At 68.9% G+C, this 24822-nt stretch carries 21 protein-coding genes; 12 read left to right on the top strand and 9 right to left on the bottom strand.

What is annotated here, in order from left to right; genetic code table 11:
- The first annotated feature begins 143 nt into the window (after positions 1 to 143).
- The 3 genes from ABZ532_RS20760 to ABZ532_RS20750 are packed head-to-tail and all read left to right on the top strand — an operon-like array spanning position 144 to position 3724.
- The gene (locus ABZ532_RS20760; protein ID WP_361285478.1) at positions 144 to 1352 is read left to right on the top strand and encodes a cytochrome P450; all 1209 of its coding nucleotides are present in this window, start codon (positions 144 to 146) and stop codon (positions 1350 to 1352) included.
- 55 nt (positions 1353 to 1407) lie between these two features.
- Positions 1408 to 2907: a class II fumarate hydratase gene (locus ABZ532_RS20755; protein ID WP_361285475.1), complete on the top strand. Its 1500-nt coding sequence runs from the start codon at positions 1408 to 1410 to the stop codon at positions 2905 to 2907.
- Position 2908: 1 nt separating this feature from the next.
- Entirely contained in the window at positions 2909 to 3724 is an 816-nt protein-coding gene (locus ABZ532_RS20750; protein ID WP_361285472.1) for an aquaporin, read from the top strand.
- A gap of 117 nt (positions 3725 to 3841) precedes the next feature.
- On the opposite strand, the gene ABZ532_RS20745 is transcribed toward ABZ532_RS20750, so the two are convergent.
- On the bottom strand, positions 3842 to 4462 hold the full coding sequence (locus ABZ532_RS20745; protein WP_361285469.1) for a hypothetical protein: 621 nt from the start codon (positions 4460 to 4462) through the stop codon (positions 3842 to 3844).
- Between the two features lie 149 nt (positions 4463 to 4611).
- A complete protein-coding gene (locus ABZ532_RS20740) occupies positions 4612 to 5022 on the bottom strand; it encodes a transcriptional repressor (protein WP_361285465.1) in 411 nt (136 codons plus the stop codon).
- 372 nt (positions 5023 to 5394) lie between these two features.
- On the opposite strand from ABZ532_RS20740, the gene katG reads away from it, so the two are divergent.
- The gene (katG, locus tag ABZ532_RS20735) at positions 5395 to 7626 is read left to right on the top strand and encodes a catalase/peroxidase HPI (RefSeq protein ID WP_361285462.1); all 2232 of its coding nucleotides are present in this window, start codon (positions 5395 to 5397) and stop codon (positions 7624 to 7626) included.
- A gap of 229 nt (positions 7627 to 7855) precedes the next feature.
- On the opposite strand, the gene ABZ532_RS20730 is transcribed toward katG, so the two are convergent.
- Positions 7856 to 8764: a PI-PLC domain-containing protein gene (locus tag ABZ532_RS20730; protein WP_361285459.1), complete on the bottom strand. Its 909-nt coding sequence runs from the start codon at positions 8762 to 8764 to the stop codon at positions 7856 to 7858.
- 434 nt (positions 8765 to 9198) lie between these two features.
- On the opposite strand from ABZ532_RS20730, the gene ctaD reads away from it, so the two are divergent.
- The 6 genes from ctaD to ABZ532_RS20700 all read left to right on the top strand — a co-directional run bounded on the left by ctaD (position 9199) and on the right by ABZ532_RS20700 (position 17516).
- Positions 9199 to 10920 carry a cytochrome c oxidase subunit I gene (gene ctaD, locus ABZ532_RS20725; RefSeq protein ID WP_361285456.1) on the top strand — a complete coding sequence of 574 codons (1722 nt, stop codon included), beginning with the start codon at positions 9199 to 9201 and terminating at the stop codon, positions 10918 to 10920.
- The gene (locus tag ABZ532_RS20720; protein ID WP_361285453.1) at positions 10917 to 11258 is read left to right on the top strand and encodes a hypothetical protein; all 342 of its coding nucleotides are present in this window, start codon (positions 10917 to 10919) and stop codon (positions 11256 to 11258) included. Before ctaD ends, ABZ532_RS20720 begins: the two co-directional genes overlap by 4 nt.
- Before the next feature lie 432 nt (positions 11259 to 11690).
- Positions 11691 to 12425, top strand: coding sequence for an alpha/beta hydrolase (locus tag ABZ532_RS20715; RefSeq protein WP_361285450.1), 735 nt, complete (start codon positions 11691 to 11693; stop codon positions 12423 to 12425).
- Positions 12426 to 12681: 256 nt separating this feature from the next.
- Positions 12682 to 13269 (top strand): hypothetical protein, encoded by a 588-nt coding sequence (locus ABZ532_RS20710; RefSeq protein WP_361285447.1) that lies wholly within the window; start codon positions 12682 to 12684, stop codon positions 13267 to 13269.
- A gap of 587 nt (positions 13270 to 13856) precedes the next feature.
- Positions 13857 to 16703 (top strand): Pls/PosA family non-ribosomal peptide synthetase, encoded by a 2847-nt coding sequence (locus ABZ532_RS20705; protein WP_361285443.1) that lies wholly within the window; start codon positions 13857 to 13859, stop codon positions 16701 to 16703.
- 564 nt (positions 16704 to 17267) lie between these two features.
- A complete protein-coding gene (locus tag ABZ532_RS20700) occupies positions 17268 to 17516 on the top strand; it encodes a hypothetical protein (protein WP_361285440.1) in 249 nt (82 codons plus the stop codon).
- A gap of 64 nt (positions 17517 to 17580) precedes the next feature.
- Here ABZ532_RS20700 and ABZ532_RS20695 read toward each other — a convergent pair whose 3' ends face one another.
- From ABZ532_RS20695 to ABZ532_RS20685, 3 genes are all read right to left on the bottom strand, one after another.
- A complete protein-coding gene (locus ABZ532_RS20695; protein ID WP_361285437.1) occupies positions 17581 to 19104 on the bottom strand; it encodes an aldehyde dehydrogenase family protein in 1524 nt (507 codons plus the stop codon).
- A gap of 119 nt (positions 19105 to 19223) precedes the next feature.
- The gene (locus tag ABZ532_RS20690) at positions 19224 to 20477 is read right to left on the bottom strand and encodes a GAF domain-containing protein (RefSeq protein WP_361285434.1); all 1254 of its coding nucleotides are present in this window, start codon (positions 20475 to 20477) and stop codon (positions 19224 to 19226) included.
- A gap of 127 nt (positions 20478 to 20604) precedes the next feature.
- Positions 20605 to 21108: a metallophosphoesterase gene (locus tag ABZ532_RS20685; RefSeq protein WP_361285431.1), complete on the bottom strand. Its 504-nt coding sequence runs from the start codon at positions 21106 to 21108 to the stop codon at positions 20605 to 20607.
- A 222-nt stretch (positions 21109 to 21330) separates the two neighbouring features.
- Here ABZ532_RS20685 and ABZ532_RS20680 point away from each other — a divergent pair, with 222 nt between their 5' ends.
- Both ABZ532_RS20680 and ABZ532_RS20675 read left to right on the top strand, forming a co-directional pair.
- A complete protein-coding gene (locus tag ABZ532_RS20680) occupies positions 21331 to 22422 on the top strand; it encodes an acyl-CoA desaturase (protein ID WP_361285427.1) in 1092 nt (363 codons plus the stop codon).
- A gap of 106 nt (positions 22423 to 22528) precedes the next feature.
- On the top strand, positions 22529 to 22711 hold the full coding sequence (locus ABZ532_RS20675; RefSeq protein WP_361285424.1) for a hypothetical protein: 183 nt from the start codon (positions 22529 to 22531) through the stop codon (positions 22709 to 22711).
- A gap of 68 nt (positions 22712 to 22779) precedes the next feature.
- Here ABZ532_RS20675 and ABZ532_RS20670 read toward each other — a convergent pair whose 3' ends face one another.
- The 3 genes from ABZ532_RS20670 to ABZ532_RS20660 all read right to left on the bottom strand — a co-directional run bounded on the left by ABZ532_RS20670 (position 22780) and on the right by ABZ532_RS20660 (position 24795).
- Positions 22780 to 23649 carry a hypothetical protein gene (locus tag ABZ532_RS20670; protein ID WP_361285421.1) on the bottom strand — a complete coding sequence of 290 codons (870 nt, stop codon included), beginning with the start codon at positions 23647 to 23649 and terminating at the stop codon, positions 22780 to 22782.
- A gap of 100 nt (positions 23650 to 23749) precedes the next feature.
- On the bottom strand, positions 23750 to 24061 hold the full coding sequence (locus tag ABZ532_RS20665) for a hypothetical protein (RefSeq protein ID WP_361285418.1): 312 nt from the start codon (positions 24059 to 24061) through the stop codon (positions 23750 to 23752).
- Positions 24062 to 24195: 134 nt separating this feature from the next.
- Positions 24196 to 24795, bottom strand: coding sequence for a class I SAM-dependent methyltransferase (locus ABZ532_RS20660; protein ID WP_361285415.1), 600 nt, complete (start codon positions 24793 to 24795; stop codon positions 24196 to 24198).
- Between the last annotated feature and the right edge of the window lie 27 nt (positions 24796 to 24822).

Genomic DNA, 24822 nt, shown 5'->3' with positions numbered 1-24822 from the left:
CTGCCCGGGCGGACGTGTGTGAGCCGGTCAGGCGACTCGCACGCGGGTCAGCACGCAGGTCAGCCCGTCCCGGCCGGGGCCGTGGTGACAATGCGGGCGGGACCGGTGACGTCCGGGAACCGGCGTGCGGAAGGAGCAGCGGAATGGGCAACGAGACCCTGATGCGACAGATCCTCGACTACGGCAGCCGATCCGATCCGTATCCGCTGTACGCGGAACTCCGCAAGACGCCGGTGTGCAGGCAGGACGACGGCGTCTACACCATCAGCACCTACCCCGAACTGCTGGCCCTGCTCCACGACCCCCGCCTCACCTCCACGCACGCGGACCAGGAGGCCGCCGCGGGCGGGCAGTTCCCGCCCGCCTTCATCGGCATGGACCCACCCGAGCACGACCGGGTCCGCGGTCTGACCATGCGCCAGTTCGGGCCGCCCCACTCGCCCCGCCTCATCGCGGAGCTGCGGCCCGACCTCGAGGCGACCGTCGCACGACTCATCGACGCCTTTCCCAACGGGGGCGAGCTCGATCTGGTCGACTCCTTCGCCTACCCCTTCCCCGTGACGGCCATCTGCCGGCTCCTCGGGGTGCCCCATGAGGACGAACCCCGCTTCCGGGCATGGGCCGACAAACTGGTCGCCTCCATCGACCCGAGGCCCGGCGAGGACCCGTCCATCAGGTTGCAGGAAGGCGCCGGGACCAGAAAGGAACTGGCCTTCTACATCAACGAACTGATCGACAGCGGCCGCGGCAACTCCAACGGCATGCTCACCCTCCTGGCCGAGGACCACGAGGCGCAGGGCGGACCGCTCAGCCGGCTGGAACTGGTGGTCACCGCGGTCCTGCTGCTGATCGCCGGTCATGAGACCACGGTCAACCTGATCACCAACGGCATGCTGACCCTGCTGCGCCGCCCGGACGTGTTCGAGAGGCTGCGCCGTGAGCCGGAGATCGCTCCCCGGCTGGTCGAGGAGCTGCTGCGGTTCGAGCCCCCGGTGCAGATCATTCCCCGGCGCGGCGCGCTGACGGACATCGAGATCGGCGGTGTCACCATCCCCGAGGGCTCCACGGTCGCCCTGATGCTGGCATCGGGGAACCGCGACCCGCAGCGCTTCCGCGACCCGGACCGCTTCGACCCCGACCGCCCGGACGTCGAGCACCTCGGTTTCGGCAGCGGGATCCACAGCTGCTTCGGCGCCCCGCTGGCGCGCCTTGAGGGACAGATCGCGCTCACCGAGCTGGTCCGCAGGCTCGACAACCCCCGCCTGACCGAGGACCCACCGCCGTACCGCACCAGCGCCGTACTGCGCGGACCGCGGCACCTTCCCATCACCTTCGACGGGCTGCGTCCCTGAGTGCACCCGTTAGGTCGGTTATGGGGCCCGGGTCCGCCGGGGAAGGAATGGCCCCATGACCCATGCGCACGCGAATTCGAACGACGGCACGGCCGATGACACGGCACCGAAGGTCCTGGACCTGCCCATCGGGCTTGACGCCACGGGGGAGCGGCGGGAGTTCGACAGCCTCGGCGAGGTGATGGTGCCGGCCGACCGGTACTGGGGCGCGCAGACCCAGCGCAGCCTGAAGCACTTCAACATCGGCCGTGACCGCATGCCCAAGGAGGTGTACCACGCCTACGGATACGTGAAGAAGGCTGCCGCCGTCGTGAACAGCCAGGCAGGCCGGCTGCCCGCCTGGAAGGGCCGGCTGATCCAGCAGGTGTGCGACGAGGTGATCGCCGGAGCGCTGGATGAGGACTTCCCGCTCTATGTGTTCCAGACCGGGTCCGGAACGCAGTCGAACATGAACGTGAACGAAGTGGTCTCGAACCGGTGCATCCAGCTGGTCGGCGGCAAGCTGGGATCCCAGGAGCCCGTACACCCCAATGACCACGTGAACATGGGCCAGTCGAGCAACGACACCTTTCCCACCGCGATGCACATCGCCGCGTACACGATGGCAACGGAGAAGACCATCCCCGCGCTGCGGCGGCTCCGGGACGCGATCGAGGCCAAGTCCAGGGAGTGGGCCGACGTCGTCAAGATCGGCCGTACCCATCTGGAGGACGCCTGCCCGCTGACGGTGGGGCAGGAGTGGTCCGGCTATGCCGGGGCGCTGGACGACGGCATCGCCGACGTCGAGCACGCCACCAAAGGACTGCTGATGCTGGCCATGGGCGGGACCGCGGTCGGCACCGGGCTGAACGCCCCGACCGGATTCGGCGACCTGGTGGCCGCGCAGATCGCCGCCATGACCGGTGCGCCGTTCAGGACCGCACCCAACAAGTTCACCGCCCAGGGCACGCTGGACCGCATGGTCCGCGCGCATGCCGCGCTCAAGTCGGTGGCCGTCACCCTGTTCAAGATCGCCAATGATCTGCGCTGGCTGGGCTCCGGGCCGCGGACCGGCATCCATGAGCTGATCCTGCCGGCCAACGAGCCCGGATCCTCGATCATGCCGGGCAAGGTCAACCCGACCCAGGCCGAGGCCATGCTGATGGTGTCCATCCAGGTCATCGCCTCCGACGTGGCCGTGACCATGGGCGGCGCCGAAGGGAACTTCGAGCTGAACGCGTTCCGCCCCGTCCTGATCGACAACTACCTCCACTCCGCACTGATCCTGGCCGACATGTGCGACCACTTCAGGGAGTTCATGATCGAAGGCGCCAAGGTCAACCAGGCCAGACTGACCCAGAACATCGACCGGTCGGTGATGATGGTCACCGCGCTGTCCCCGGTCATCGGCTACGACCAGGCCTCGGTCATCTCCCACTACGCCATCGACCACGACACCACCCTCAAGCAGGCCGCGCTCGCCAACGGCGTCTCCGAGGAACTCTTCGACCGGGTGGTCGACCCGCTCGCCATGACCCGCGGAGGCAGCGCCGACATCCCGTCCGGAAAGCCGTGACATGAGCTCCCCGCAGCCCGGCGCGGCGGGCCCGGTCGGCAAGGCCGCCCTGATCGCATCCGTGGGCCCGCGCGGCTATGCCGACTGGACCAACCCCGACCACCGGCTACGGCGCCTGCTCGCCGAGTTCATCGGAATGGCCGGGCTCACGTTCGTCCTGTCCGGAGGTGCGGCCATCCTGGCCCGCTACGGCGGCGGCGGCCTTCAACCCTGGCAGGTCGTCCTCGTCCTGTCCCTGGTCTCCGCGCTGTGGCTGCTCGTGGCCGTGTACTTCCTCGGCGACATCTCCGCCCACTTCAACCCGGCCATGACCCTGGGGTTCGTACTGCGGCGCGACATGAACCTCCGGATGGCCTGCGCCTACTGGATCGTCCAGTTCGCCGCGGCGATCGGCGGATCCCTGCTGGCGCGGGGCTTCTTCGGCCCCGCGGGCCACCTCGCCGCGACCAGGCCCCAACCCGGGCTCTCCTGGCAGGCCGTCGCCTTCGAGGCCGTCATCACCTTCGGCCTGGTACTGATGGTCCTGTGCCTCGCCGACGGGCCCAAGCTCAACGGGCCGTTCGTGCCCCTGGCCGTGGGCGCCTACATCCTGGCCTGGGGCACCATGGGCGGCCCCTTCGACGGCGCCTCCATGAACCCGGCCCGCAGCCTGGGACCCGATGTGGCCTTGGGGGACCTGTCCACCTGGTGGGTCTATCTGATCGGCCCGGTGGCCGGGGCCGCCCTCGCCGTGTGCGTCACGCGGGTCCTGCGCGGCTCGGCGACGGCCGCGGAAGCCAATGCCGCCGAGGGCGCGCCACTCGACCGTAAGGGCTGACCTCTTCCATCCCGAGGACAGCCGGGTCGTGGCCCGCCCGGCACTGCCGATCGCTGCGCCGCGCCCCGGCGCACGCGGGGCAGGGCCACGGAGCCCGCCCGGGGCTGCGTGGCGGGTCTACTCCTCGGTCCACCCGCACACATGAGCCTTCTGCACCGGCTCGCTGGTGACCTGTCCGTCGAACCCCGTGACCAGTTCGTACTCGATGGACACGGTGATCTGCCCGTCGTAGAAGGAAGCGTCACCGCTCATCAGGCTGTACTCACCGCTGTAGCGGCCGTCGTCCGATGCGGCCTCGACGACCTGAGCCGAGACGTCGTAGCCGCGCCGCAGGCTGATGTTCGTGCTGCCGCTGGAGAAGGACTTGGGCGACTGGTCGGAGGCCGGCAGCGAGTAGGACGCGCAGTCGCCCACCGGCTCTTCGGCCGGGCGGGGGCCGCTGTCATCGCCTGAGCCGCCACCGGCCGGGCCGGTGTCCTCGCCTCCGTCCGTGGCCGGCGCGCCGTCGCCGCCGCTGTCCTCGCCGCCGGTGTCGTCCGACCCGCCGGAGGCATCCGATGCGGTGCCGGAACCGTCAGAGCTGTCAGAGCCCGGCGATGAGGCGCCGGAAGAACTGCCACCCGAGTCACCGGACTCCCCGCCGCCGTCTCTCCCGCACCCGGCCGACAGCAGGCAGAGTGTGGTGAGCGCGACGGCCGCGGCGGTTCGCGACAGCGGGCCGCGGGTGGTGCGCTTCATGGTTTCCCCCTGTAGGCACTGGAGCAGCGGACTCCCTTCTACAGGGGGGCCGTGGGGCGGCACGGCGCTCGGCGGGGTTACGGGCAGAAACCCACCACGCGGCATCGAACGGGTGCGATCCGAACGCCGTAGGCGACCTCATCCGCCGGTCAGGCGCAGGACGGGCAGAGCCCTCGGTAAGTGACCTCGACCTCGGACACCGTGAAGCCGAACCGTTCCCCGGCCGGGAGGTCGGTCAGGGGGTTGCCGAGGGGGTGGACGTCGCGGATGGTGCCGCATCGGGAGCACACCAGGTGCTGGTGCGGCCGGTGCGCATTGGGGTCGTAGCGCTTGGCACGGCCCTCGGTGGACACCTCCATGACCTCACCGAGGGAGACCAGTTCACCCAGGGTGTTGTAGACGGTCGCCCGGGAGATCTCGGGCAGTCGCTGCGCCGCACGGGCGTGCACCTCGTCGGCCGTGAGGTGTACGTGGTCGCCGTCGAGGACCTCCGCGACGACACGCCGCTGGGAGGTCACGCGCCAGCCGCGCGCTCGTAGTCGCTCCAGCAGGTCGCTCATGATCAGTTCACCTATTCGGGCTCGGTGGGGCGCTCCAAGTTTACCTGTGCATGTCTGGATTCTGACTGGATATGGGTTAGGCATACTTCTTGACTTGGACAGTGTCCATTGTAGGATCGGTTCCGGTGCTAGCCAAGAGAGCAGTAGGCTCCAGTACGGCAGGAGATTTGAGACATGACGGGACCGTTGCCGCGATCGCGCAGGTCATGCGTCCCCTTCATATCGTGCGCGTAGCTCTCCGTGTGCTTGTCGCGGCGGGATCCGTTCGCCGGGGCGAGTCCGAGGCCGTCCGCCGGGTTCGAGTTCCGGGTCCCTGATGCCCACCACCCGCACTTCCTGAGCACGTGATTTGCCCCGTCCGGAAGGATTCCCATGTCCGAGAATCATGATGCAATCGTTGCAGACGCAAAGAATGAGGGTGGTGGAGGCTGCCCGGTTGCCCATGGGCGGGCGCCGCACCCGACACAGGGTGGTGGAAACCGCCAGTGGTGGCCGGACCGGCTCAATCTGAGGATCCTTGCCAAGAACCCGGCCGTGTCCAATCCGATGGGCGAGGACTTCGACTACGCCGAGGCGTTCAAGAGCCTTGACCTCCCGGCCGTCAAGCGGGACATCGCGGATGTGCTGACCACCTCGCAGGACTGGTGGCCCGCCGACTTCGGCCACTACGGTCCGTTCATCATCCGGATGGCCTGGCACAGCGCCGGCACCTACCGGATCAGCGACGGCCGCGGCGGCGCCGGTGCCGGCCAGCAGCGCTTCGCACCGCTGAACAGCTGGCCCGACAACGGCAACCTCGACAAGGCCCGCCGGCTGCTGTGGCCGGTCAAGAAGCAGTACGGCCAGAACCTCTCGTGGGCCGACCTCATGATCCTCGCGGGCAATGTCGCCCTGGAGACGATGGGCTTCGAGACCTTCGGCTTCGCCGGAGGCCGCGAGGACGTCTGGGAGCCTGACGAGGACGTCTACTGGGGCCCCGAGACCACCTGGCTCGGCGACGAGCGCTACACCGGTGACCGGGAGCTCGAAAACCCGCTCGGTGCGGTCCAGATGGGGCTCATCTATGTGAACCCGGAAGGCCCGAACGGGAACCCCGACCCGATCGCCGCCGCCCGCGACATCCGCGAGACGTTCCGCCGGATGGCGATGAACGACGAGGAGACAGTCGCGCTGATCGCCGGTGGCCACACCTTCGGCAAGACCCACGGTGCGGGCCCCGCGGATGCCGTCGGCCCAGACCCGGAGGCCGCGCCGATGGAGGAGATGGGCTTCGGCTGGCGGAACAGCCACGGCACCGGCAAGGGCGGTGACACGATCACCAGCGGTCTCGAGGGCATCTGGACCAACACCCCGGTGACGTGGGACAACAGCTTCCTGGAGATCCTGTTCGGCCACGAGTGGGAGCTGTTCCAGAGTCCCGCCGGAGCCAACCAGTGGCGCCCCAAGGATGGCGCGGGTGCGGGCACCGTACCCGACGCCCACGACGCGTCGAAGACCCACGCCCCGACGATGCTCACGACCGACCTCTCGCTCCGGTTCGACCCGGTGTACGAGCAGATCTCGCGGCGCTTCCTCGAGAACCCGGACCAGTTCGCGGACGCCTTCGCGCGGGCCTGGTACAAGCTGACCCACCGCGACATGGGTCCGGTCGCGCGCTACCTCGGCCCCGAGGTCCCGTCCGAGGTGCTGCTCTGGCAGGACCCGCTGCCCGAGGTGACGCACGAGCTCGTCGACGCCGCCGACATCGCCGCACTCAAGTCCCAGATCCTCGACTCGGGTCTGCCGGTGTCCCAGCTCGTGTCCACGGCCTGGGCATCCGCGTCCTCCTTCCGTGGCAGCGACAAGCGCGGCGGTGCCAACGGCGCGCGTATCCGGCTCCAGCCGCAGAGCGGTTGGGAGGTCAACGACCCCGACCGGCTGGCGACGGTGCTGCGTACCCTGGAGAACATCCAGCAGACCTTCAACTCCGCCCAGACCGGCGGCAAGCAGGTCTCGCTCGCCGACCTGATCGTGCTCGCGGGTGGCGCGGGTGTCGAGAAGGCCGCCAAGGACGCCGGCTTCGACATCGAGGTCCCGTTCGCACCGGGCCGTGCGGACGCCTCGCAGGACCAGACCGACGCGGAGGCGTTCGCGGCGCTGGAGCCCACCGCTGACGGCTTCCGCAACTACCTGGGCAAGGGCAACCGGCTGCCGGCCGAGTACCTGCTGCTGGACAAGGCCAACCTGCTGACCCTCAGCGCGCCCGAACTGACGGTTCTCGTGGGTGGTCTGCGTGTGCTGGGCGCCAACCACCAGCAGTCGCAGCACGGTGTGTTCACCTCGACCCCCGGGGTGCTGACCAACGACTTCTTCGTCAACCTGCTCGACCTGGGGACGACCTGGAAGGCCACCTCCGAGGACGCGGGCACTTTCGAGGGCCGTGATTCCGTCACGGGCAAGGCCAAATGGACCGGTACCCGGGCCGACCTGGTCTTCGGGTCGAACTCCGAACTGCGCGCGCTCGCCGAGGTCTACGCGAGCGATGACGCGAAGGCGAAGTTCGTGCACGACTTCGTCGCGGCATGGGTCAAGGTGATGAACCTCGACCGGTTCGACCTCGTCTGACCGCGACGAGTGAACGGCTGAACGCCGACTGCCCACCGGAAGCCTTCCGGTGGGCAGTCGGCGTTCCGGCAGTCGGCGTTGATCCGGACGACGGGACAGCTCAGTCGGACAGCAGCCCGCCGGTGTACGGATCCTCCACGAGTCGGCCATGAGTGGTCCGGAGTCCGGAACGCCTCCGGGTAACCTACGCGGTGCCGTGAGAGGGCGTGGTTGACCGGGCCACCCCCCCTCAGGGGCCGGCGTTGAGCTCCGCGACGACCGAGGCGGGGGTGTGCCCGCCGCTGTCCGACAGCCGGTGGAAGTCGACGGAGACGAAGTTCGGGTTGCGGCCCCCGGCCGCGGGCCGGCACTGCTCGGCGATGCGGTTCCTCAGCTTGCTGCCGTTGTCCAGGGCGGCCGTGAGGACCGTGGGCACATTGCGGTGGTGGCTCATGGTGAACAGCCGCCGGAATCCGGGCTCCTGGCGGTCCAGGGGCACATCCGACCAGCGGCTGACGCATGTGAGGTCGTTGCCCAGGTCCCCGAGGCTCCAGTAGTTGGACACCGTCCAGGACTTGTCGTGCATGACGCCGAGATGCTCGCGGTCTGACCGGTCGGAGAAGATCAGAAGCCGCTTGCCTGCCGTGACGAGATCGGCCACCTTCGGCCATCCGTGCTGGCGCACACCCCACTCGTCGGGCCTGACCAGTAGCTCGGAGAGCCCTCTCACCCTGTCCAGCGAATGGCGCAGCTGCTCCGCGCTGACGTAGTCCTCCAGGAAGATGGTCACCACCTCCTCGGGATGGCCGGCCAGGAAGTCCACCACGGTCTGCATCGTGCCGTGGAAGGACTGCCGTGGCAGGGCGTAGGTGATGCCGGCGAAGGTCTTGCAGTCGCCATGGCACAGGTACACGTCACTGGGATAGCAGTCGCTGCCGAAGCTGATGATGCACAGCCACGTGCTGCGTTCGTACCAGTGTGTGTCCAGGCTCAGCCCGCGCACGCCGTTGTCGAGCTGTGCGCGCACCGACTCGGCCTGGTTCACCGAACTCCAGCGGGAGTCCTCGTAGTTGGTGAAGGAGTTGTGGGTGGCGAGGAAGGTGACCTCGTCGAGCCTGCGGTCGCCCCAGCGCGCGGCTGCGGCGGCGGACGTGGTCATGCTCTTTGAGCCTGAGAAGCCCGGAGAACCTGGCGAACTCGGAGAAGGGAGCGAACGGGTCCCAACCGTGCCCGAAGCCGGTGCGGCGGTCGCCATGGTCGTCGTACCCAGGAGGCCCAGCAGGAGGAGGCACACGAAGGCGGGCCGGCACAGTCGCAGCATGCTCATGCCAATCATGCGCCGGAGGGTAACGCGCGGGCCGCCAAAGCGCTGCCCCGCGGACGGGTCGGATCGGTGGGCGGTCTCCGGATGTCGGGTCCGGGATCTGTCCTCCAAGTGACCCATGCCGTGTCTCCCATCGGGTGACACGGGGGCGCCGGATGGAAGGTCTCACGTCCTGTGTGGGGGAGAAAGGCATCGTAAGTGTGCGCTGACCCGATCGACATGACGTGAGGTCTGCGCCGAGGCCGAGCCAGCCAGGAGCCCGCGTCGCCATGCATCCCAAGACCCAACCCAGCGACCTGGTTGACGACGCGTACGAGAACGAGGTGCCGCTCCGGTCCAGTCAGCCCGGAAACGTGGTGGTGAAGTGGCTGACCACCACCGACCACAAGACCATCGGCACCCTGTACATCACCACGGCGTTCGGATTCTTCTGCGTCGGCGGACTCTTCGCGATGTTCATGCGTGCGGAGCTGGCACGCCCCGGCATGCAGATCATGTCGAGCGAGCAGTTCAACCAGGCGTTCACGATGCACGGCCTGATCATGCTGCTGATGTTCGCGACGCCGCTGTTCGCCGGGTTCGCGAACTGGATCATGCCGCTCCAGATCGGCGCCCCCGATGTCGCCTTCCCTCGGCTGAACATGTTCGCCTACTGGCTCTACGTCTTCGGCTCGCTGATCGCGCTCGCCTCGTTCCTCACCCCGAACGGCGCACCGGACTTCGGCTGGTTCATGTACCCGCCGCTCTCGGACGCCCAGCACACGCCCAACGTGGGCGCGGACATGGTGATCATGGGGCTGGCCTTCTCCGGCTTCGGCACGATCCTCGGCTCGGTCAACTTCATCACCACGATCATCTGCATGCGTGCTCCGGGCATGACGATGTTCCGCATGTCGATCTTCTGCTGGACGGTGCTGCTGACCGGTGTGCTGGTCCTGCTCGCCTTCCCGGTGCTGGCCGCCGCGCTGTTCGCCCTGGAGGCCGACCGCAAGTTCGGCGCCCAGATCTACAACCCGGCCAATGGTGGCGCCCTGCTGTGGCAGCACCTCTTCTGGTTCTTCGGGCACCCAGAGGTGTACATCATCGCCCTGCCGTTCTTCGGCATCATCTCGGAAGTCGTCCCGGTCTTCAGCCGCAAGCCGATGTTCGGCTACATCGGCCTGGTGGCCGCGACGATCGCGATCGCCGGTCTGTCCGTGACCGTGTGGGCCCACCACATGTTCGTCACCGGGGCCGTGCTGCTGCCGTTCTTCTCCTTCATGACCTTCCTGATCGCGGTACCGACCGGTGTGAAGTTCTTCAACTGGATCGGCACCATGTGGAAGGGCTCACTGTCCTTCGAGACCCCGATGCTGTGGGCCACCGGATTTCTGGTGACATTCCTCTTCGGCGGTCTGACCGGGATCATCCTGGCCTCGCCCCCGATGGACTTCCACGTCTCCGACTCGTACTTCGTCGTCGCGCACTTCCACTACGTCGTCTTCGGCACGGTGGTGTTCGCGATGTTCGCCGGATTCCACTTCTGGTGGCCGAAGTTCACGGGCAAGATGCTGGACGAGCGGCTCGGCAAGATCACCTTCTGGACGCTGTTCATCGGATTCCAGGGCACGTTCCTGGTCCAGCACTGGCTGGGCGCCGAGGGCATGCCGCGCCGCTACGCGGACTACCTGGCCGCCGACGGCTTCACCTTGCTGAACACCATCTCCACGATCAGCTCGTTCCTGCTGGGCCTGTCGATCCTGCCGTTCTTCTACAACGTCTGGAAGACGGAGAAGTACGGCAGGAAGATCGAGGTCGACGACCCGTGGGGCTACGGCCGTTCGCTCGAATGGGCGACCTCCTGCCCGCCGCCGCGGCACAACTTCCTCACGCTGCCGCGGATCCGCTCCGAATCCCCGGCGTTCGACATGCACCACCCGGAATTCGCGGAGATCCAGTCCGGCGGGGAGTCCGAGCGGCGCCTGAGCGGACCTGGCGGAGAGCTGCGGTGAGCAGTCCCTCTCCCTCCGAGGGGGTCAGGGACGGGCTGCGCCGGCTCGACGGCTACCTCTACTGGCAGGCCGAACTCGCCGAAGCCCGCAGCGAGGCCACCGCATTCTGCGAGACGCTGCCCTGGCTCACCACCGCCGAGCGACGAGAGCTCGAGGAGCAGTACACACGGGCCCGTGTGGAGATGTCCAAGGCGGTCACCCGCCGTATCGCCAACCGGTGCGTCGAACTGCGCATGGAGTACGAGACGCGCTACCGGAATCTGCGCCGCAGGACCATCGCCCTCAGCCTCGCCGGTTGCTGCCTCCTGCTCACGGTCGGGGAGCTGCTGCGCCGGTGAGCCCGGGCGAGGCTCCGCCACGACCACGGCCTGAGCTCCGCACCCGAGGCGGACCGGTCCTTGTCGGGGAGCACCGGCTGTCGGTGGACGAGGGCACACATGCGGAACCGGTCGCCCGGTGCGGTAGGTACGCAGGGCTGACCAGGCACGTGATCGACGTTCCCATGACCGGCGTCCTGCCCCTTCGGGCCGATTCCTCGAGCTTCCCTGCGCGCCGTCTCTTCTTCTCTTCCGGCCGCCGGTACCCGTCTTCCGGCCGCCGGTACAAAGCACGCCGCCGACGGGCCGGGAGTTGGTGATAGCGTCACCCCGCCGTGCGTTGCCGCGAACCAGGGAGGTGAGACCCATCAACACTTCGACAGGTCGGGACTCCCTCCTCCGCATGGCCTGGGGAGTGCCCGCAGAAGGCATCCCGAAAGGGCTTGAATCGCTATGCGCTTCACCTCCGAGACATCGTTCGACGGCGTCCGCGAACAACTCTTCACCCTCGGTGAGATACCCGGCGTGCTCTGGACGCCGGAAGGCGCCGTCGGAACGCGTCCCCTCATCCTGATGGGACACGGCGGTGGCCGCCACAAGGCGGACCCCGAAATCGCGCACCGCGCGCACCGTTTCGTGGCCGAACGCGGTTTCGCGGTGGCGGCGGTCGACGTGCCCGGTCATGGCGACCGGCCGAAGCACGAGGAGTACGACCGGATCGCGACCGCGAACCAGGCCCGTATGGAAGCCGGGGAGGAACCGGCCCCGCTGATCGCCGGTTTCCAGGCGCTCGTCGCCCGCCAGACCGTCCCGGAATGGCGGGCTGTGCTGGACGCGGTACAGCAGTGGGACCACGTCGGCCATGGCCCCGTGGGCTACTGGGGCGTGTCACTGGGATGCGGACTCGGCGTTCCTTTCGTCGCCGCAGAACCCCGGGTGCGCGCGGCGGTGTTCGGCCTGGGCGGGGCCCTGGCATCGGCCGATGCCGCCGCGCGGATCACCGTCCCGGTGGAGTTCCTGGTTCAGTGGGACGACGAGCGGGTGCCGAGGGATCATTGCCTGGCGCTCTTCGACGCCCTGGCATCGGTTGAGAAGACGCTGCACGCCAACCCCGGCAAGCACGGTGAGGTCCCGGCGTTCGAGCTGGACAGCGCAGTGCGGTTCTTCGCCCGGCACCTCGGCTCGTAACCGCCACCGCCAGCTCCGAGACGCGCCGGTCGGGAGCCGTGCCCGATCGGCGCGTTCGGCGGCGACACCCCTCGCGGCTACCGCGACGGAGGGTCCCGCCCGGCGGCCTCGCGCGTGCAGCGGAGCCGTCCACGCCGGGGGACCATGGCGACCCGCCAACCGGGCGGGGCCGTACCGGGCCGTCCGGCATGGCGCCGGGCTCGGCGGCGCGGCGTACCGGATGATGATGATCTCCGAACCCCGGCAGGAGCATTCCGTGAACGACCCCAGTCCCCAAGGAGCACGGAATCCGGTATCCACCGGCGCGGGCCACAGCACTGCCGGTCAGCCCGGGGTCATCGGTATCGCACTCGCCGCCGTCCTGGCGGCCGCACTCGCCCAGGGTTCTTGGCAGTGGTTCGCCACCTACATCGGAGTGACGCTTCTCGCGGTGGTCTTCGCCTTCTACCGGCTGCCGGCCTGGACGCCCGGCATCCGCTCCCCGTACGCACGGAACCTGGTCGCGTATTCGCTGGTCGTCGGCCTCTGCCTGGCGATCGCGGTGGCTCCTGTGCTCCAGCGCTGGACCTGGCTGTTCCCGATGCCCGGCACCCGGAGGGCGTGCGCCGAACTGGGCAAGTACGAGGCCATGCGGGTGGGGGCCGCGCTGGCGGACCTGGCCGGCCGGGACAGCACCGCCCTGGCGTACGCGCAGAAGGCCCGGAGCCACGACGCCGTTGCCGTGTGTCTCGCGGCCACGACGACCCAGTGGCTGCCCGTGTACGCGGTCGGGGCGGCCGTGCTGGTGGGCGTGGGCGCCTGGTTCCGTGACCGGGCCCGATCGAGGAGAGAGCCCCAGCAGTGACCTCCTGATGGAGCTCCTCGCTCCACTCGCTCCGCATACCGGGCACCCGGGCCACGAGGCCCCTTCCGGGGTACCAACTCCGGCATCCCGGTGAGCCGTTCCGCCGGGTCGCCGAACGCGGGCGTGCCGAGGCCGCCGTCCCCGTCGAACCGGGCCTCGGACACCAGGTCGCGGCGATGGTGACGCCCGGCCATCCCGCAGCCGTAGCCGGACGAGGTGGCACTGACGCGGTCAGCGCATTGGGCGGGTGTGCCGCCTGCTCACACTCCGGGGTGCGGCGTCAAGCCCCGGGATTCAGTAGCAGGACAGGGCTCTTCCGATCGGGCCTAATTGAAGGAAAGACGTTTTACCCCGGAAGGTCCGCGTGAGCACCGCTCCAGCTCCGCGGGGCCGGGGTGACGGTCCCTGGAAAACCGACCAGTAACCGCACTGTCTGCAGGTGAGCTACTTATGTACTCGACGGATGGCCATCAGGACACAGTCCATGACCGCGTGATCACGGAGCGCAGTGCTCCGCCTCCCGTGCCCCCGGGAGGTCAGCCGTCGACCGCATGCGTCGACCCCTGCCGCGGCCCCGGGGAACGGTCATGATCCCCCACAAAGATGTCGACGCCTCTGCCGGACATGTCAGGACAGCGCTTCCCGAGGGCCCCACGGGCAGCGGTGCGAAGGCGACCGGTACCGAGGGGCTCCTGGCCGAACTTCTCGCTGGTGTCCTGCGCACGGAGCGGGTGCCGTCGGACAGTGATTTCTTTGCTGATCTGGGTGCTGATTCGCTGGTGATGGCGCAGTTCTGTGCGCGGGTGCGTAAGCGGGACGATCTGCCGACGGTGTCGATGAAGGACATCTACCAGCATCCGACGATCCAGGACCTGGCGGCCGCGTTCCCGGCCGCCGAAGCCCCTGTGCCTGATGAGCCGGTGGCGGCGGTCCAGCCGGATGCCCCGGTCACGGGCACCGAGGGCTTGCTCGCGGAGGTTCTGGCTGGTGTCCTGCGCACGGAGCGGGTGCCGTCGGACAGTGATTTCTTTGCTGATCTGGGTGCTGATTCGCTGGTGATGGCGCAGTTCTGTGCGCGGGTGCGTAAGCGGGACGATCTGCCGACGGTGTCGATGAAGGACATCTACGAGCACTCGACGATCCAGGACCTGGCGGCCGCGTTCCCGATCGCTGAGCCCCCGTCCGGCCGACCGTACGCACCTGGGCGGAGTGAATCGCCCGGCCCGTCTCAGGTCACCCGCACGCCGGATGAGCCGTTGACCGGCACACCGGACGAGGCGCGGCTCGGGGCGCTGCCGTATGTGCTCTGCGGGGCGGCGCAGCTCTGCTTCTTCCTGCTCTTCTCGAGTGCGGGCGCTCTGGTCGCGATCGAGGGCTACGCGTGGGTCACGGCCGGTTCCGGGACTGCCGGACTCTACGTCCGCGCGGTCCTGTTCAGCGTCGCGGTCTTCTTCGGCCTGTGCGCCATTCCCGTCGTCGCCAAGTGGCTGCTCATCGGCCGCTTCACCCGCCGCCGGTTCCGGGTGTGGAGTCTTGGCTATCTGCGCTTCTGGTGCGTGAAGACCCTCATCCGCACCAGCCCGGCGCGACTGCTCGCCGGTTCACCTCTCTATGTGCTCTATCTGAGGGCCCTCGGCGCGCACATCGGGAGGGGCGTCACCATACTTTCGCGTGCCGTTCCGGTCTGCACCGACCTGCTCTCCATCGGTGACGGCACGGTCATCCGCAAAGATGTCTTTCTGTCCTGCTACCGGGCGCACGACGGCTGGATCGAGATGGGCCCGGTCACCCTCGGGGGAGGGGTGATCGTCCACGAGCAGACCGTGCTCGACATCGATACGTCGATGAGGGACGGATCCCGGCTCGGCCATGCCTCCTCCCTGCACTCCGGGCAGGTGGTCCCGGCCACCGAGTCCTGGCACGGGTCCCCGGCGCGGCCGGCGACGACGGACTTCCCGACCGCCGAGCCTTCCCCGTGCGGCATGCTGCGCAAAACCCTCTACAGTCTGGGGCAGTTGGCGGCGATGCTGTTGGTGTACGTGCCGCTCACCGTGGCCGGCGTGAGCATCGCGCTGACCCTGGTCCCGCATGGGAGTGCGGTATTCAGTCCCGACACGCCAGCGGTCACGAGCCCAGCGTTCTTCGTCGATGCGCTGCTCGCCTCCCTCGTGGCCTTCTTCGGTGCCCTGCTCGTGGGCCTGTTCCTGGTGGGCACCCTGCCCCGGCTGCTGAGCCTCACCATCAAGCCGGACAGAACCTATCCGTTGTACGGATTCCACTACGGAATCCAGCGCTCGATCCTGCGGCTGACCAACATCAGGTTCTTCACCACGCTCTTCGGCGACAGTTCGGCGATCGTGCACTATCTGCGACGCCTCGGATACGACCTGAGCCGTATCGAGCAGACGGGATCGAACTTCGGCACACTCGTGAAACACGACACCCCTTACCTCAGCACGGTCGGCAGCGGGACGATGGTCGCCGACGGCCTGTCGATCATCAACGCGGACTTCTCGAGCACGTCCTTCCGCCTGTCCACGACGTCCATCGGTCCGTACAACTTCCTCGGCAACAACATCGCCTATCCCGCGGGCGGACGCACGGGCGACAACTGCCTGCTGGCGACCAAGGTCATGGTCCCTGTCGACGGGCCCGTACGAGAAGACGTGGGACTGCTCGGCTCCCCCAGCTTCGAAATCCCACGCACCGTGCTGCGCGACACCCAGTTCGACCACCTGGCGACGGGCGAAGAGCTGCGGCGGCGTCTGGCGGCCAAGAACCGGCACAATATGGTCACCGCGAGCCTGCACCTGCTGGCGCGCTGGTTCCACTTCTTCGTACTCGCCGTCATCGCCATGGCAGCCGTCGACTTCTACCACGTCCACGGCCTGCCGGTACTCGCCCTGGCGAGCCTGCTCACCATGGCGTTCACCATCGTCTTCTTCACCCTGATCGAGCGGGCGGTCACCCGTTTCCGCCCGCTGAAACCGCTGTACTGCTCGATCTACGACCCGTCCTTCTGGCGGCACGAACGCTTCTGGAAGCTGACATCGCACCGCTATATGCAGGCATTCAACGGCACCCCGTTCAAAGCCGTGATCTGGCGGCTGCTGGGCACCAAGGTCGGACGCCGGGTCTTCGACGACGGCTGCACGCTGATCGAACGGACCCTCGTGTCCATCGGGGACGAGTGCACGCTCAACGCCGCAAGCGTCATCCAGTCCCACTCCCAGGAGGACGGCGCCTTCAAGTCCGACCACGCCACGATCGGGCAGGGCGTGACCCTTGGCGTGGGCGCGTTCGTCCACTACGGAACCGTCGTCGGGGACCGGGCCCAACTCGCCGCCGACACCTTCCTGATGAAGGGCGAGGAAGTACCAGCCCGTGCCCGGTGGGGCGGCAATCCGGCCACCGAGCTGGCGTCCTCCTCGTGAACGGCTTAACGTCAAGATGACGATATAGTGAACCAGTCGTCGGCGCAGCCGGGTCGGCGATGATCCCATCCGCAATGAGGAACCCCGATGCCCTCCGCCCACCGGTCCGCAGCGGCGGCAGAAGGACCACGGTCCGCCTCATCCCGCAGGATCCCCGATGGCTGCACGACTTCTACGTGACCAACGACCTCCTGCTCGCTCCCTACCACGCGGCCTGGGCGGCGCGGTGCAACGGCGCGGGCGAGCACATCGAGGCCTCCTACCCGCCAGGTCTGGAGAACGTCACCGGCCTGGACGCGCCGAAGTCCCTGGACGCCTGGAGCAACGGGTTCCCTCAGGCCCTTCGCAGCCGCTGGTCCCCGCGCGACACCCCACACGATCCCGCTCGCGGCAGCAGGCTCCGTGCACCGGACGGCAGGCGCCTCGTCCCACTCCACCCCGTCACGGTGGACGAGGAGGACCTGCGCGCCTTCAAGCGCGTCCGGCGGGTCCTGCGCGCCGGCGCACGAGCCAACCCCTCGCTCCTGGTCACGCACCACCCCGACGGCTCGGCGGACACAGAGCGTGGCGAGCCCCGGAGCCTACGTCGGCACGGTCGACCGAACCGCGGCGGTCCTGACCCTGTCCCCCGACGAGGACGTCGAGCTGCTGGCCGTCGCGCTCGGCCCGGCCCGTTTCGCCGGCGGTGCCCGACGCGTGGACCTCACCGCCGAGGAGTACGGCGCCTACGACCGCTTCGCGGACCGGCCGGCGGCGCCTGCCACGACCGGCGACTTCATCGGCGAGCGCGCCCTCTTCCGCAGCCAGTACTGAGAAGAGGGCGCGATTCACCATCGGCACCGGCATCCGACGTGGTCAGGTGCCATCTGCTCACCGCCTAGAAGAAGCCGAGCTTCTTCGGCGAGTACGACACCAGGAGGTTCTTCGTCTGCTGGTAGTGATCGAGCATCATCTTGTGCGTCTCACGCCCGATGCCCGACTGCTTGTAGCCGCCGAAGGCGGCATGCGCCGGATAGGCGTGGTAGCAGTTCGTCCAGACCCGGCCCGCCTGGATGGCACGCCCCGCCCGGTACGCCTGGTTGATGTCCCGGGTCCATACGCCGGCGCCCAGCCCGTACCGCGTGTCGTTCGCCGTCGCGATGGCGTCGTCGAAGTCCGCGAAGGAGGTCACAGCGACCACCGGTCCGAAGATCTCCTCCTGGAAGACACGCATCCGGTTGTCACCCTCGAAGATCGTGGGCTGCACGTAGTAGCCGCCCGCGAGCTCCCCGTCGTACTCGATGCGCTGACCTCCCGTCAGGATCTTCGCGCCTTCCTGCTGGCCGATGTCCAGATACGAAAGGATCTTCCGGAGCTGGTCGCCGGACGCCTGGGCGCCGATCATGGTGTCCGTGTCCAGTGGGTGGCCCGGCAGGATCGCCTCCGTACGGGCGATCGCGGCGTCGAGGAACTCGCCGTAGTGTCCCTGCTGGATCAGCGCCCGTGACGGGCAGGTGCACACTTCGCCCTGGTTGAGGGCGAACATGGTGAAACCCTCGAGTGCCTTGTCGCGCAACTCGTCGTCGGCGGCCCAGATGTCGTCGAAGAAGATGTTGGGCGACTTGCCGCCCAGCTCGAGCGTCACCGGCTTGATGTTCTCCGCGGCGTATTGCATGATCTGCCGCCCCGTCGTGGTCTCGCCGGTGAAGGCGACCTTGGCGATGCGCGGGCTTGACGCCAGGGGTTTTCCCGCCTCGACGCCGAAGCCGTTGACGATGTTGACGACTCCGGGTGGCAGCAGATCGGCGATCAGCCCCATCAGGATGTGCACCGACGCCGGGGTCTGTTCCGCCGGCTTCAGCACGACGGTGTTGCCCGCGGCCAGCGCCGGGGCCAGTTTCCAGACCGCCATCAGGATCGGGAAGTTCCAGGGGATTATCTGCGCTACCACACCAAGCGGCTCGTGGAAGTGGTATGCGACCGTCGTGTCGTCGAGCTCGCTGAGGGAACCCTCCTGGGCGCGCAGCGCCCCGGCGAAATAGCGGAAGTGGTCGATGGCCAGCGGAATGTCGGCGGCCAGTGTTTCGCGTACCGGCTTCCCGTTCTCCCAGCTCTCCGCGACGGCGAGTTCCTCCAGATGGGCCTCCATCCGGTCGGCGATCCTCAGCAGGACGTTGGCCCGGGCCGTGGGCTCGGTGCGGCCCCAGGCCGGGGCGGCGGCGTGTGCCGCGTCCAGAGCACACTCGACGTCCTCAGCGGTGCCGCGGGCGATCTCGGTGAACGCCTGCCCGTTGACGGGGCTCGGGTTCTCGAAGTACTGGCCGCGTATCGGAGGCACGTACGCGCCGCCGATCCAGTGGTCGTAGCGTGCGGCGTAGCGGACGACGGAGCCCTGCGTGCCGGGTACCGCGAATCGAGTCATGAGTCCTCCCGGAGTCCACGCCGCCCACCCTCGGGCGGCGCTCGCGCCGAACCTAGGCGGCACCACGTTGCCGTCACGTTGCGACCACCGTGGGGGCCGGGGACGAGTGCGCTGATGCGTCAGGCGCCGTACTCCGTGTCCAGCGCCCGCGCCCGTGCCTCTGCCACCGGGCGCTGCCACTGTGGCAGCGCCGCCGCGAGCGCCCGCCAGACAGGGAGGTCGCCCTCACCCCAGGTGCTGTGTGCCCAGTCGGACAGCAGCCGGGGGTCGGCCCGTGCGATCAGCGCCGTGCGCAGCTCCTCCACGAGGCAGCGGCGCAACCTTGCTATGCCGGGGGCGCTGGAACCCGGCAGCACGTGCCCCGCATACACGCTCAGCGCGGCGGCGACAGCGCCCGAGGCGAGATGCCGCCTCACCGTGCAGAAGTCCGATTCCGTCGCCATGGCGAGCCGGTAGGGCCGCGAGAGCAGCAGCCGCGGTCCGAGCAGTCCGCGCAGCCGCGAGAGTTCGGCGCGCAGCGTCACCGGGCTGATGTGCTCGTCCTCGTACAGTTCGAGCAGCAGCTCGTCCCCGCTCAGGCCTTCGGGGTGGCGGGACAGGACGACCAGTATCTCGCTGTGGCGGCGGCTCAGCCGGAGCGTCCGGCCGTCCGCCACCAGCAGTGCCTCGTCCCGGCCCAGAGCCGTCAGCCGTATCGCGTCGCCCACGGGCCGCGGTGCCAGCAGAGCCAGGTGCGACTCCATGGCCCGCGCCACGGCGCCGACGAAGGCCAGGCTGTGCGGATGGGCGAGCCGGTCACCGCCCGTGATGTCCACCGCGCCCAGCAGCCGTCCACTGTGCGGGTCGTGCACGGGCGCCGCAGCGCAGGTCCAGTCATGCACCGGTCTGCGGAAGTGCTCCGCGGCGAAGACCTGGACGGGACGGTCCACGGCGATCGCCGTCCCCGGTGCGTTCGTCCCGGCTATGGACTCGGACCACCGTGCGCCCTCCACGAAGTTCATCCCGCCGGCGAGGCGCCGAGCCCCCGGATGTCCCTCGACCCACAGCAGCCGTGCCTGGGCGTCGCACACCGCGACGAGGTGCTCTCCGTCCAGGGCGTAGACCCCCATGAGTTCGCGGACGACCGGCATCACCCTCGACAACGGATGTCCGTCGCGGTAGGCACCGAGCTCGTCATCGCCGAGCTCCACGCAGGCAGTGCCCTCCGGGGCCACCCGAGCCCGGGCACACCGCCGCCATGACTCCGCCACCACCGGCCTCACGGTGCGCTCCACCCGGCCGGCGCTCGCGAAGCTCTCGTAGGCACGGCGGAGCTCGCCGAGTCGCCGGACGGGATCCTTCCCCGCCTCCAGGGCCACCCAGGCATCGGACAACTCAGCCTCCCGGTAGGTGACTTCCTCCCGTGGCCATCGTCGTCCCGGACCACGGCACCGACAAGCACCGGAACCGGTCGTGCAACCGACGGGACGCTGCCCAGTCGTCCGGCCACCCACCGCACGGTCATGCACGGGCCGGCAGCCGGTGCAGCGTCACATCCGTCAGCGCCCCACCGGCGACCTCCACCGTCATGTACGTGCAGTACGGCTGCCGCCTGCGGTCCGTCGGAGAGCCCGGGTTGAGCAGCCGCAGCCCGTCCGCCGCGGTGGTGTCCCACGGGATGTGGCTGTGTCCGAAGACGAGTACGTCCAGATCCGGGAACCGCTCGGCGCACCGCCGCTCGCGCCCCTGAGCGGCACCCGTCTCGTGTACGACCCCGAAGCACAGACCACCGAGGTCGGCGCGGGCGACCTCGGGCAGCCGGGCACGCAGCGCCGGTCCGTCGTTGTTGCCGAACACCCCGATGACGCGCCGCGCGTGCGCTTCGAAAAGGTCAAGGGTGGCCTCGTCCACCCAGTCACCCGCGTGCACGACCGCATCGGCTCGCGCGATCTCCGCCAGCAAAGGGTCCGGCAGCCGCCGGGCGCGCCGGGGCACATGAGTGTCGGACGTCAGCAGCAGCCGCATGGGTTTCCCCTACCCCTCGCAGTCGTCACCCCAGACATCTCCGGGCGGGGGAACACGCGCCGCCCTGTCCCAAGGAGGCGTCACGGTGGTGCTGGCCCCACCACAGGCCACCGGCCATCCCCCGTTGCGTTCCGGATGGTCGCCCCATGGTGGCGCAGGCCCTTGGATCCGTACGTTTCTCCAGGTCAGAGCAGTTTCATCAGTAAAAGACCGGAGAGCGAGATGTCCCAGGCCACCGTCATCGCAGACGTCGGCGCGCCGCACAAGCAGCCGGGCGGCAGGCCCACCGCCCGCGCGTCTGGCAGCGACTTCGCGCCACTCCTGAGGGCCACGAAACAGCACGGCCTCCTTGAACGCCGCGCGGGCTGGTACGCGCGCACGATGGCATCGAACGGACTGGCGCTGGCCGTGGTCCTGACAGGCGTCGTTCTCACGGGCCCGTCCTGGTGGACGCTGCTGCTGGCCGTGCCGTTCGCGCTGTTCTCCGCGCGTGCCGCCTTCATCGCCCATGACGCCGGTCACGCACAGATATCCCCTCACCGGCGGACCAGCCGCACCATCCAGCTCATCCACGGAAACCTGCTGCTCGGCATGAGCCAGGGCTGGTGGAACGACAAGCACAACCGCCACCACGCCAACCCCAACCATCTCGACAAGGACCCCGATGTCACCCCTGACATCCTGGTCTTCAGTGAAGGACACGCAGGAGGACGCACGGGGCTGCGAGGCTGGCTCACCCGCCACCAGGCTGCGCTGTTCTTTCCCCTGACCACCCTCGAGGGACTGGCGCTCAAGGTCTACGGCTTCCGGCATGTCTTCGGACGGTCGACGGGGCGCCGGGCGTCAGCCCGGGCGGTGCTGGTCGAAGGCGGACTCCTCGTGGCCCACGTCGCCGGGTACGCCGCCCTGCTGCTGACGGCCCTCACCCCGCTTCAGGCACTCGCCTTCGCTCTCCTGCACCAGATGCTGCTGGGCCTACACCTGGGCATGGCCTTCGCGCCCAACCACAAGGGCATGGAGATGCCGGACGGGACCCACGGCAGTGACTGGGGCCATGTGCAGCGGCAGGTCCTGACTTCCCGCAACATACGGGGCGGCTTCGTCACCGACTGGTTCCTGGGCGGGCTCAATTACCAGATCGAGCACCACCTCTTCCCGAGCATGCCGCGCCCCCATCTGAAGCACGTCCAGCCGCTGGTCCGGGCACACTGCCGCAGGCTGGGGATGCCCTATACGGAAACGGGGCTGATCGACTCGTATCGCGAGGCCCTCGGCCATATGCACGCGGTGGGTGAAGAACTGCGCGCCGGTTAGCGCAGGCGCCGCCGTGGGAAGAACAGTCCTCCCGCAGGGGAACCGAGGACCGTGCGGAGGCGTTCTCTCAGCAGGTGCGGCCTCGGTGCCGCAAAGGAGGCATGACATGTCCACAGGTGCGAAGGTCGCCATCGGGGGAGTGGCCGTGGGCCTGCTCCTGATCCCGTTGATCGGGTTCTGGATGTCGCTGCTGGTGATCGTCGGGGTGCCCGCCGTGGCCTACTTCGCGCTCGATCCCGCGCAGCGTCGCCGGCTCAGGAGGCTCAACCGCAGACAGATCGGCCGCTGACGCACGGGGCGGTTCAGGAAGTGCGTGTACGGCTCAGCCGTGCCTGGGTCCCGCGAAATACGTACGGCTCACAAGGGGCGTACGGCCATCTTGTCCAACGCCTCCAGCAGGCCGGGCAGCTCGGGGCCCCGGCCCACGGGCAGCACCTCACCCGGCTCGTCGTCGAGGAGCACGAAAGCGATGTCGTCGGTGCGGGCCACGAGGGACCAGCCCGGTCCGTCGGCGCGGAGCATACGTGCGCCGTCCGGAGCGAAGGAGGACCGCACCCGTCCGATCGGCGGCGCCTCGTCCACATAGCTGTGCAGTTCCTTGAGCACCCTGCGAATGCCCTGGTGGGACGGGCCGGTCCCAGCGGTGCCCTTGGCGCCCGTGCCGGACTCGTCGGCCTTGCTGGTCGTCTCGCCGTTTTCGGTGTCCTTCTTCGGCTCGCTCGGCTGGACGAAGGTCACCTTCTCGGCAACCTGCTGGCGCCAGGTGGCCCACTGCAGGGCGATCTCGTCCGCACCCATGCGGCGCTGAACGGATCCCCAGGTGTCCGTCGGGGGAGGAGTGAGACACGGCCGGCCCGCGTCCGCCTCGGTCGGGTCATGGGGAGCGGGGACACCCGGCGCGACGGTCACGACGGCCAGTGGCCAGCCGGGCAGGACCTCGACCACGCTGCGGTCACTGGGAGACAGGTCGTAGTCCATGCCGCAGTCCCAGGAAGCGATGGCGACCGCCACCAGCGAGACATCGTCGACAACGACCGTCCAGCGGGCACCCTCGGAGTCCTGGCCGAGGACGAGCCCGTACCCGTCGTCGTAGGGCTCGAGGCCCAGCGAGGCGCACGCCTCGGGAAAGTCGTCACCGAGGACACTCGGGAACTGCGCGGGCGTGAGCAGTAGGGCCGTGAGCACGTAGAGCGTGTCGTCGTCGGCGACCTCTTCCGTCGCGGCCACAGCACCCTCCCCTATCCGATCGTTCGTCGGCGCACCTTAACTAGGGCGTGGCCCTTCCGTCGAGTGTCTGAGGCAGGAATCTGGCCGAACGATGATCAGGTCAGGCCACGGGCAGCCCGAGCAGACTGCGAGCCACGGTCTGCGGTGACTCGTTCCGCTCGCGTGCGAGGGCGATGACCGCCCGGCAGGCCAGCTCGTTGACCCCGAAGGACAGGGCCTCGGGCGACACCCATCCCGATGCCTCGTCGACCACCTGCTGATCGTCTTCGGCACACGCGGACACATAGGTCGCCGCCGCCTCGAATATGTTGTGCTGCCGCGCCCGTGCGGCAGGAGCCGGGGCTGCTTTCCGCCCGCCGCCCCGTTCGCCTGCGAGCACACCGCGGATCTTCTCCATCACCCTGGCGAACACCCCTGGCCCCCTTCCCGACTCATTCACCTGTCTGTCCGATGGACACCGGTGCGAGGAGTCTGCCCAGATCCGGGCCTGAAGCCACGTGATCCGGGCTGCGAGCCGCATGAACCCGGGCTCCCGCGGGCGTCGCTTCAGCCCTGGTGCACGGCCAGTGCCAGGAAGCGCGCGTCCTCGTCGACGTAGGAGAGCAGCCGCCAGCCCGACGCGGCCAGCAGCCCGGTGAGCCGGGGCTCGGCCCGCAGATCGTCATCGGACAGCTCCCTGCCCTGCCGCGCGGCGAGCGCGGCACGCCCCAGAGGATGGAACAGCGCCAGCCGTCCGCCGGGACGCACCACCCGCGCCAGCTCGCGCAGACCGGCCTCCGGCCGGGGCAGATGGGCGATCAGCCCCGCGGCGAAGACCGCGTCGAGCGACTCCGCACGCAGCGGCAGCCGGGCCACGTCGGCGAGCAGCAGCGCACCCGCCCTGCCCCGGCCTGCGTTGCTTGCCGCGGCCAGCATTTCCGGGGTGAGATCGACCCCGATCACCGTGCCGCCGGGCCCGGCCGCCTCCCGCAGCAGGGGCAGAGCACGCCCGGTACCGCAGCCCGCGTCCAGTACGGCGTCCCCCGGGCGCAGTTCGAGGGCGGCGACACCGACCGCGAAAGCCGGGCCGTCATCAGGGAAACGAGTGTCCCAGCGCGCCGCTCGCGTGCCGAAGAACTCCCGGACATGTGTGTGGTCGTCGGCCATGGGGACATGATCCCGCACCGTGCGTTT

The organism is Streptomyces sp. NPDC019396, assembly GCF_040632375.1.
GTDB lineage: Bacteria > Actinomycetota > Actinomycetes > Streptomycetales > Streptomycetaceae > Streptomyces.
Note: the sequence above shows the minus strand (reverse complement) of the source record. Positions and strands in the feature narration are given on the sequence as shown.

What these genes read in the sequence shown, in the direction of transcription:
- ABZ532_RS20760 (WP_361285478.1), top strand. Translation starts at nt 144, where the DNA reads ATGGGCAACGAGACCCTGATGCGACAGATCCTCGACTACGGCAGCCGA.
- ABZ532_RS20755 (WP_361285475.1), top strand. Translation starts at nt 1,408, where the DNA reads ATGACCCATGCGCACGCGAATTCGAACGACGGCACGGCCGATGACACG.
- ABZ532_RS20750 (WP_361285472.1), top strand. Translation starts at nt 2,909, where the DNA reads ATGAGCTCCCCGCAGCCCGGCGCGGCGGGCCCGGTCGGCAAGGCCGCC.
- ABZ532_RS20745 (WP_361285469.1), bottom strand. Translation starts at nt 4,462, where the DNA reads ATGAAGCGCACCACCCGCGGCCCGCTGTCGCGAACCGCCGCGGCCGTC.
- ABZ532_RS20740 (WP_361285465.1), bottom strand. Translation starts at nt 5,022, where the DNA reads ATGAGCGACCTGCTGGAGCGACTACGAGCGCGCGGCTGGCGCGTGACC.
- katG (WP_361285462.1), top strand. Translation starts at nt 5,395, where the DNA reads ATGTCCGAGAATCATGATGCAATCGTTGCAGACGCAAAGAATGAGGGT.
- ABZ532_RS20730 (WP_361285459.1), bottom strand. Translation starts at nt 8,764, where the DNA reads ATGACCACGTCCGCCGCCGCAGCCGCGCGCTGGGGCGACCGCAGGCTC.
- ctaD (WP_361285456.1), top strand. Translation starts at nt 9,199, where the DNA reads ATGCATCCCAAGACCCAACCCAGCGACCTGGTTGACGACGCGTACGAG.
- ABZ532_RS20715 (WP_361285450.1), top strand. Translation starts at nt 11,691, where the DNA reads ATGCGCTTCACCTCCGAGACATCGTTCGACGGCGTCCGCGAACAACTC.
- ABZ532_RS20705 (WP_361285443.1), top strand. Translation starts at nt 13,857, where the DNA reads ATGATCCCCCACAAAGATGTCGACGCCTCTGCCGGACATGTCAGGACA.
- ABZ532_RS20695 (WP_361285437.1), bottom strand. Translation starts at nt 19,104, where the DNA reads ATGACTCGATTCGCGGTACCCGGCACGCAGGGCTCCGTCGTCCGCTAC.
- ABZ532_RS20685 (WP_361285431.1), bottom strand. Translation starts at nt 21,108, where the DNA reads ATGCGGCTGCTGCTGACGTCCGACACTCATGTGCCCCGGCGCGCCCGG.
- ABZ532_RS20680 (WP_361285427.1), top strand. Translation starts at nt 21,331, where the DNA reads ATGTCCCAGGCCACCGTCATCGCAGACGTCGGCGCGCCGCACAAGCAG.
- ABZ532_RS20675 (WP_361285424.1), top strand. Translation starts at nt 22,529, where the DNA reads ATGTCCACAGGTGCGAAGGTCGCCATCGGGGGAGTGGCCGTGGGCCTG.
- ABZ532_RS20660 (WP_361285415.1), bottom strand. Translation starts at nt 24,795, where the DNA reads ATGGCCGACGACCACACACATGTCCGGGAGTTCTTCGGCACGCGAGCG.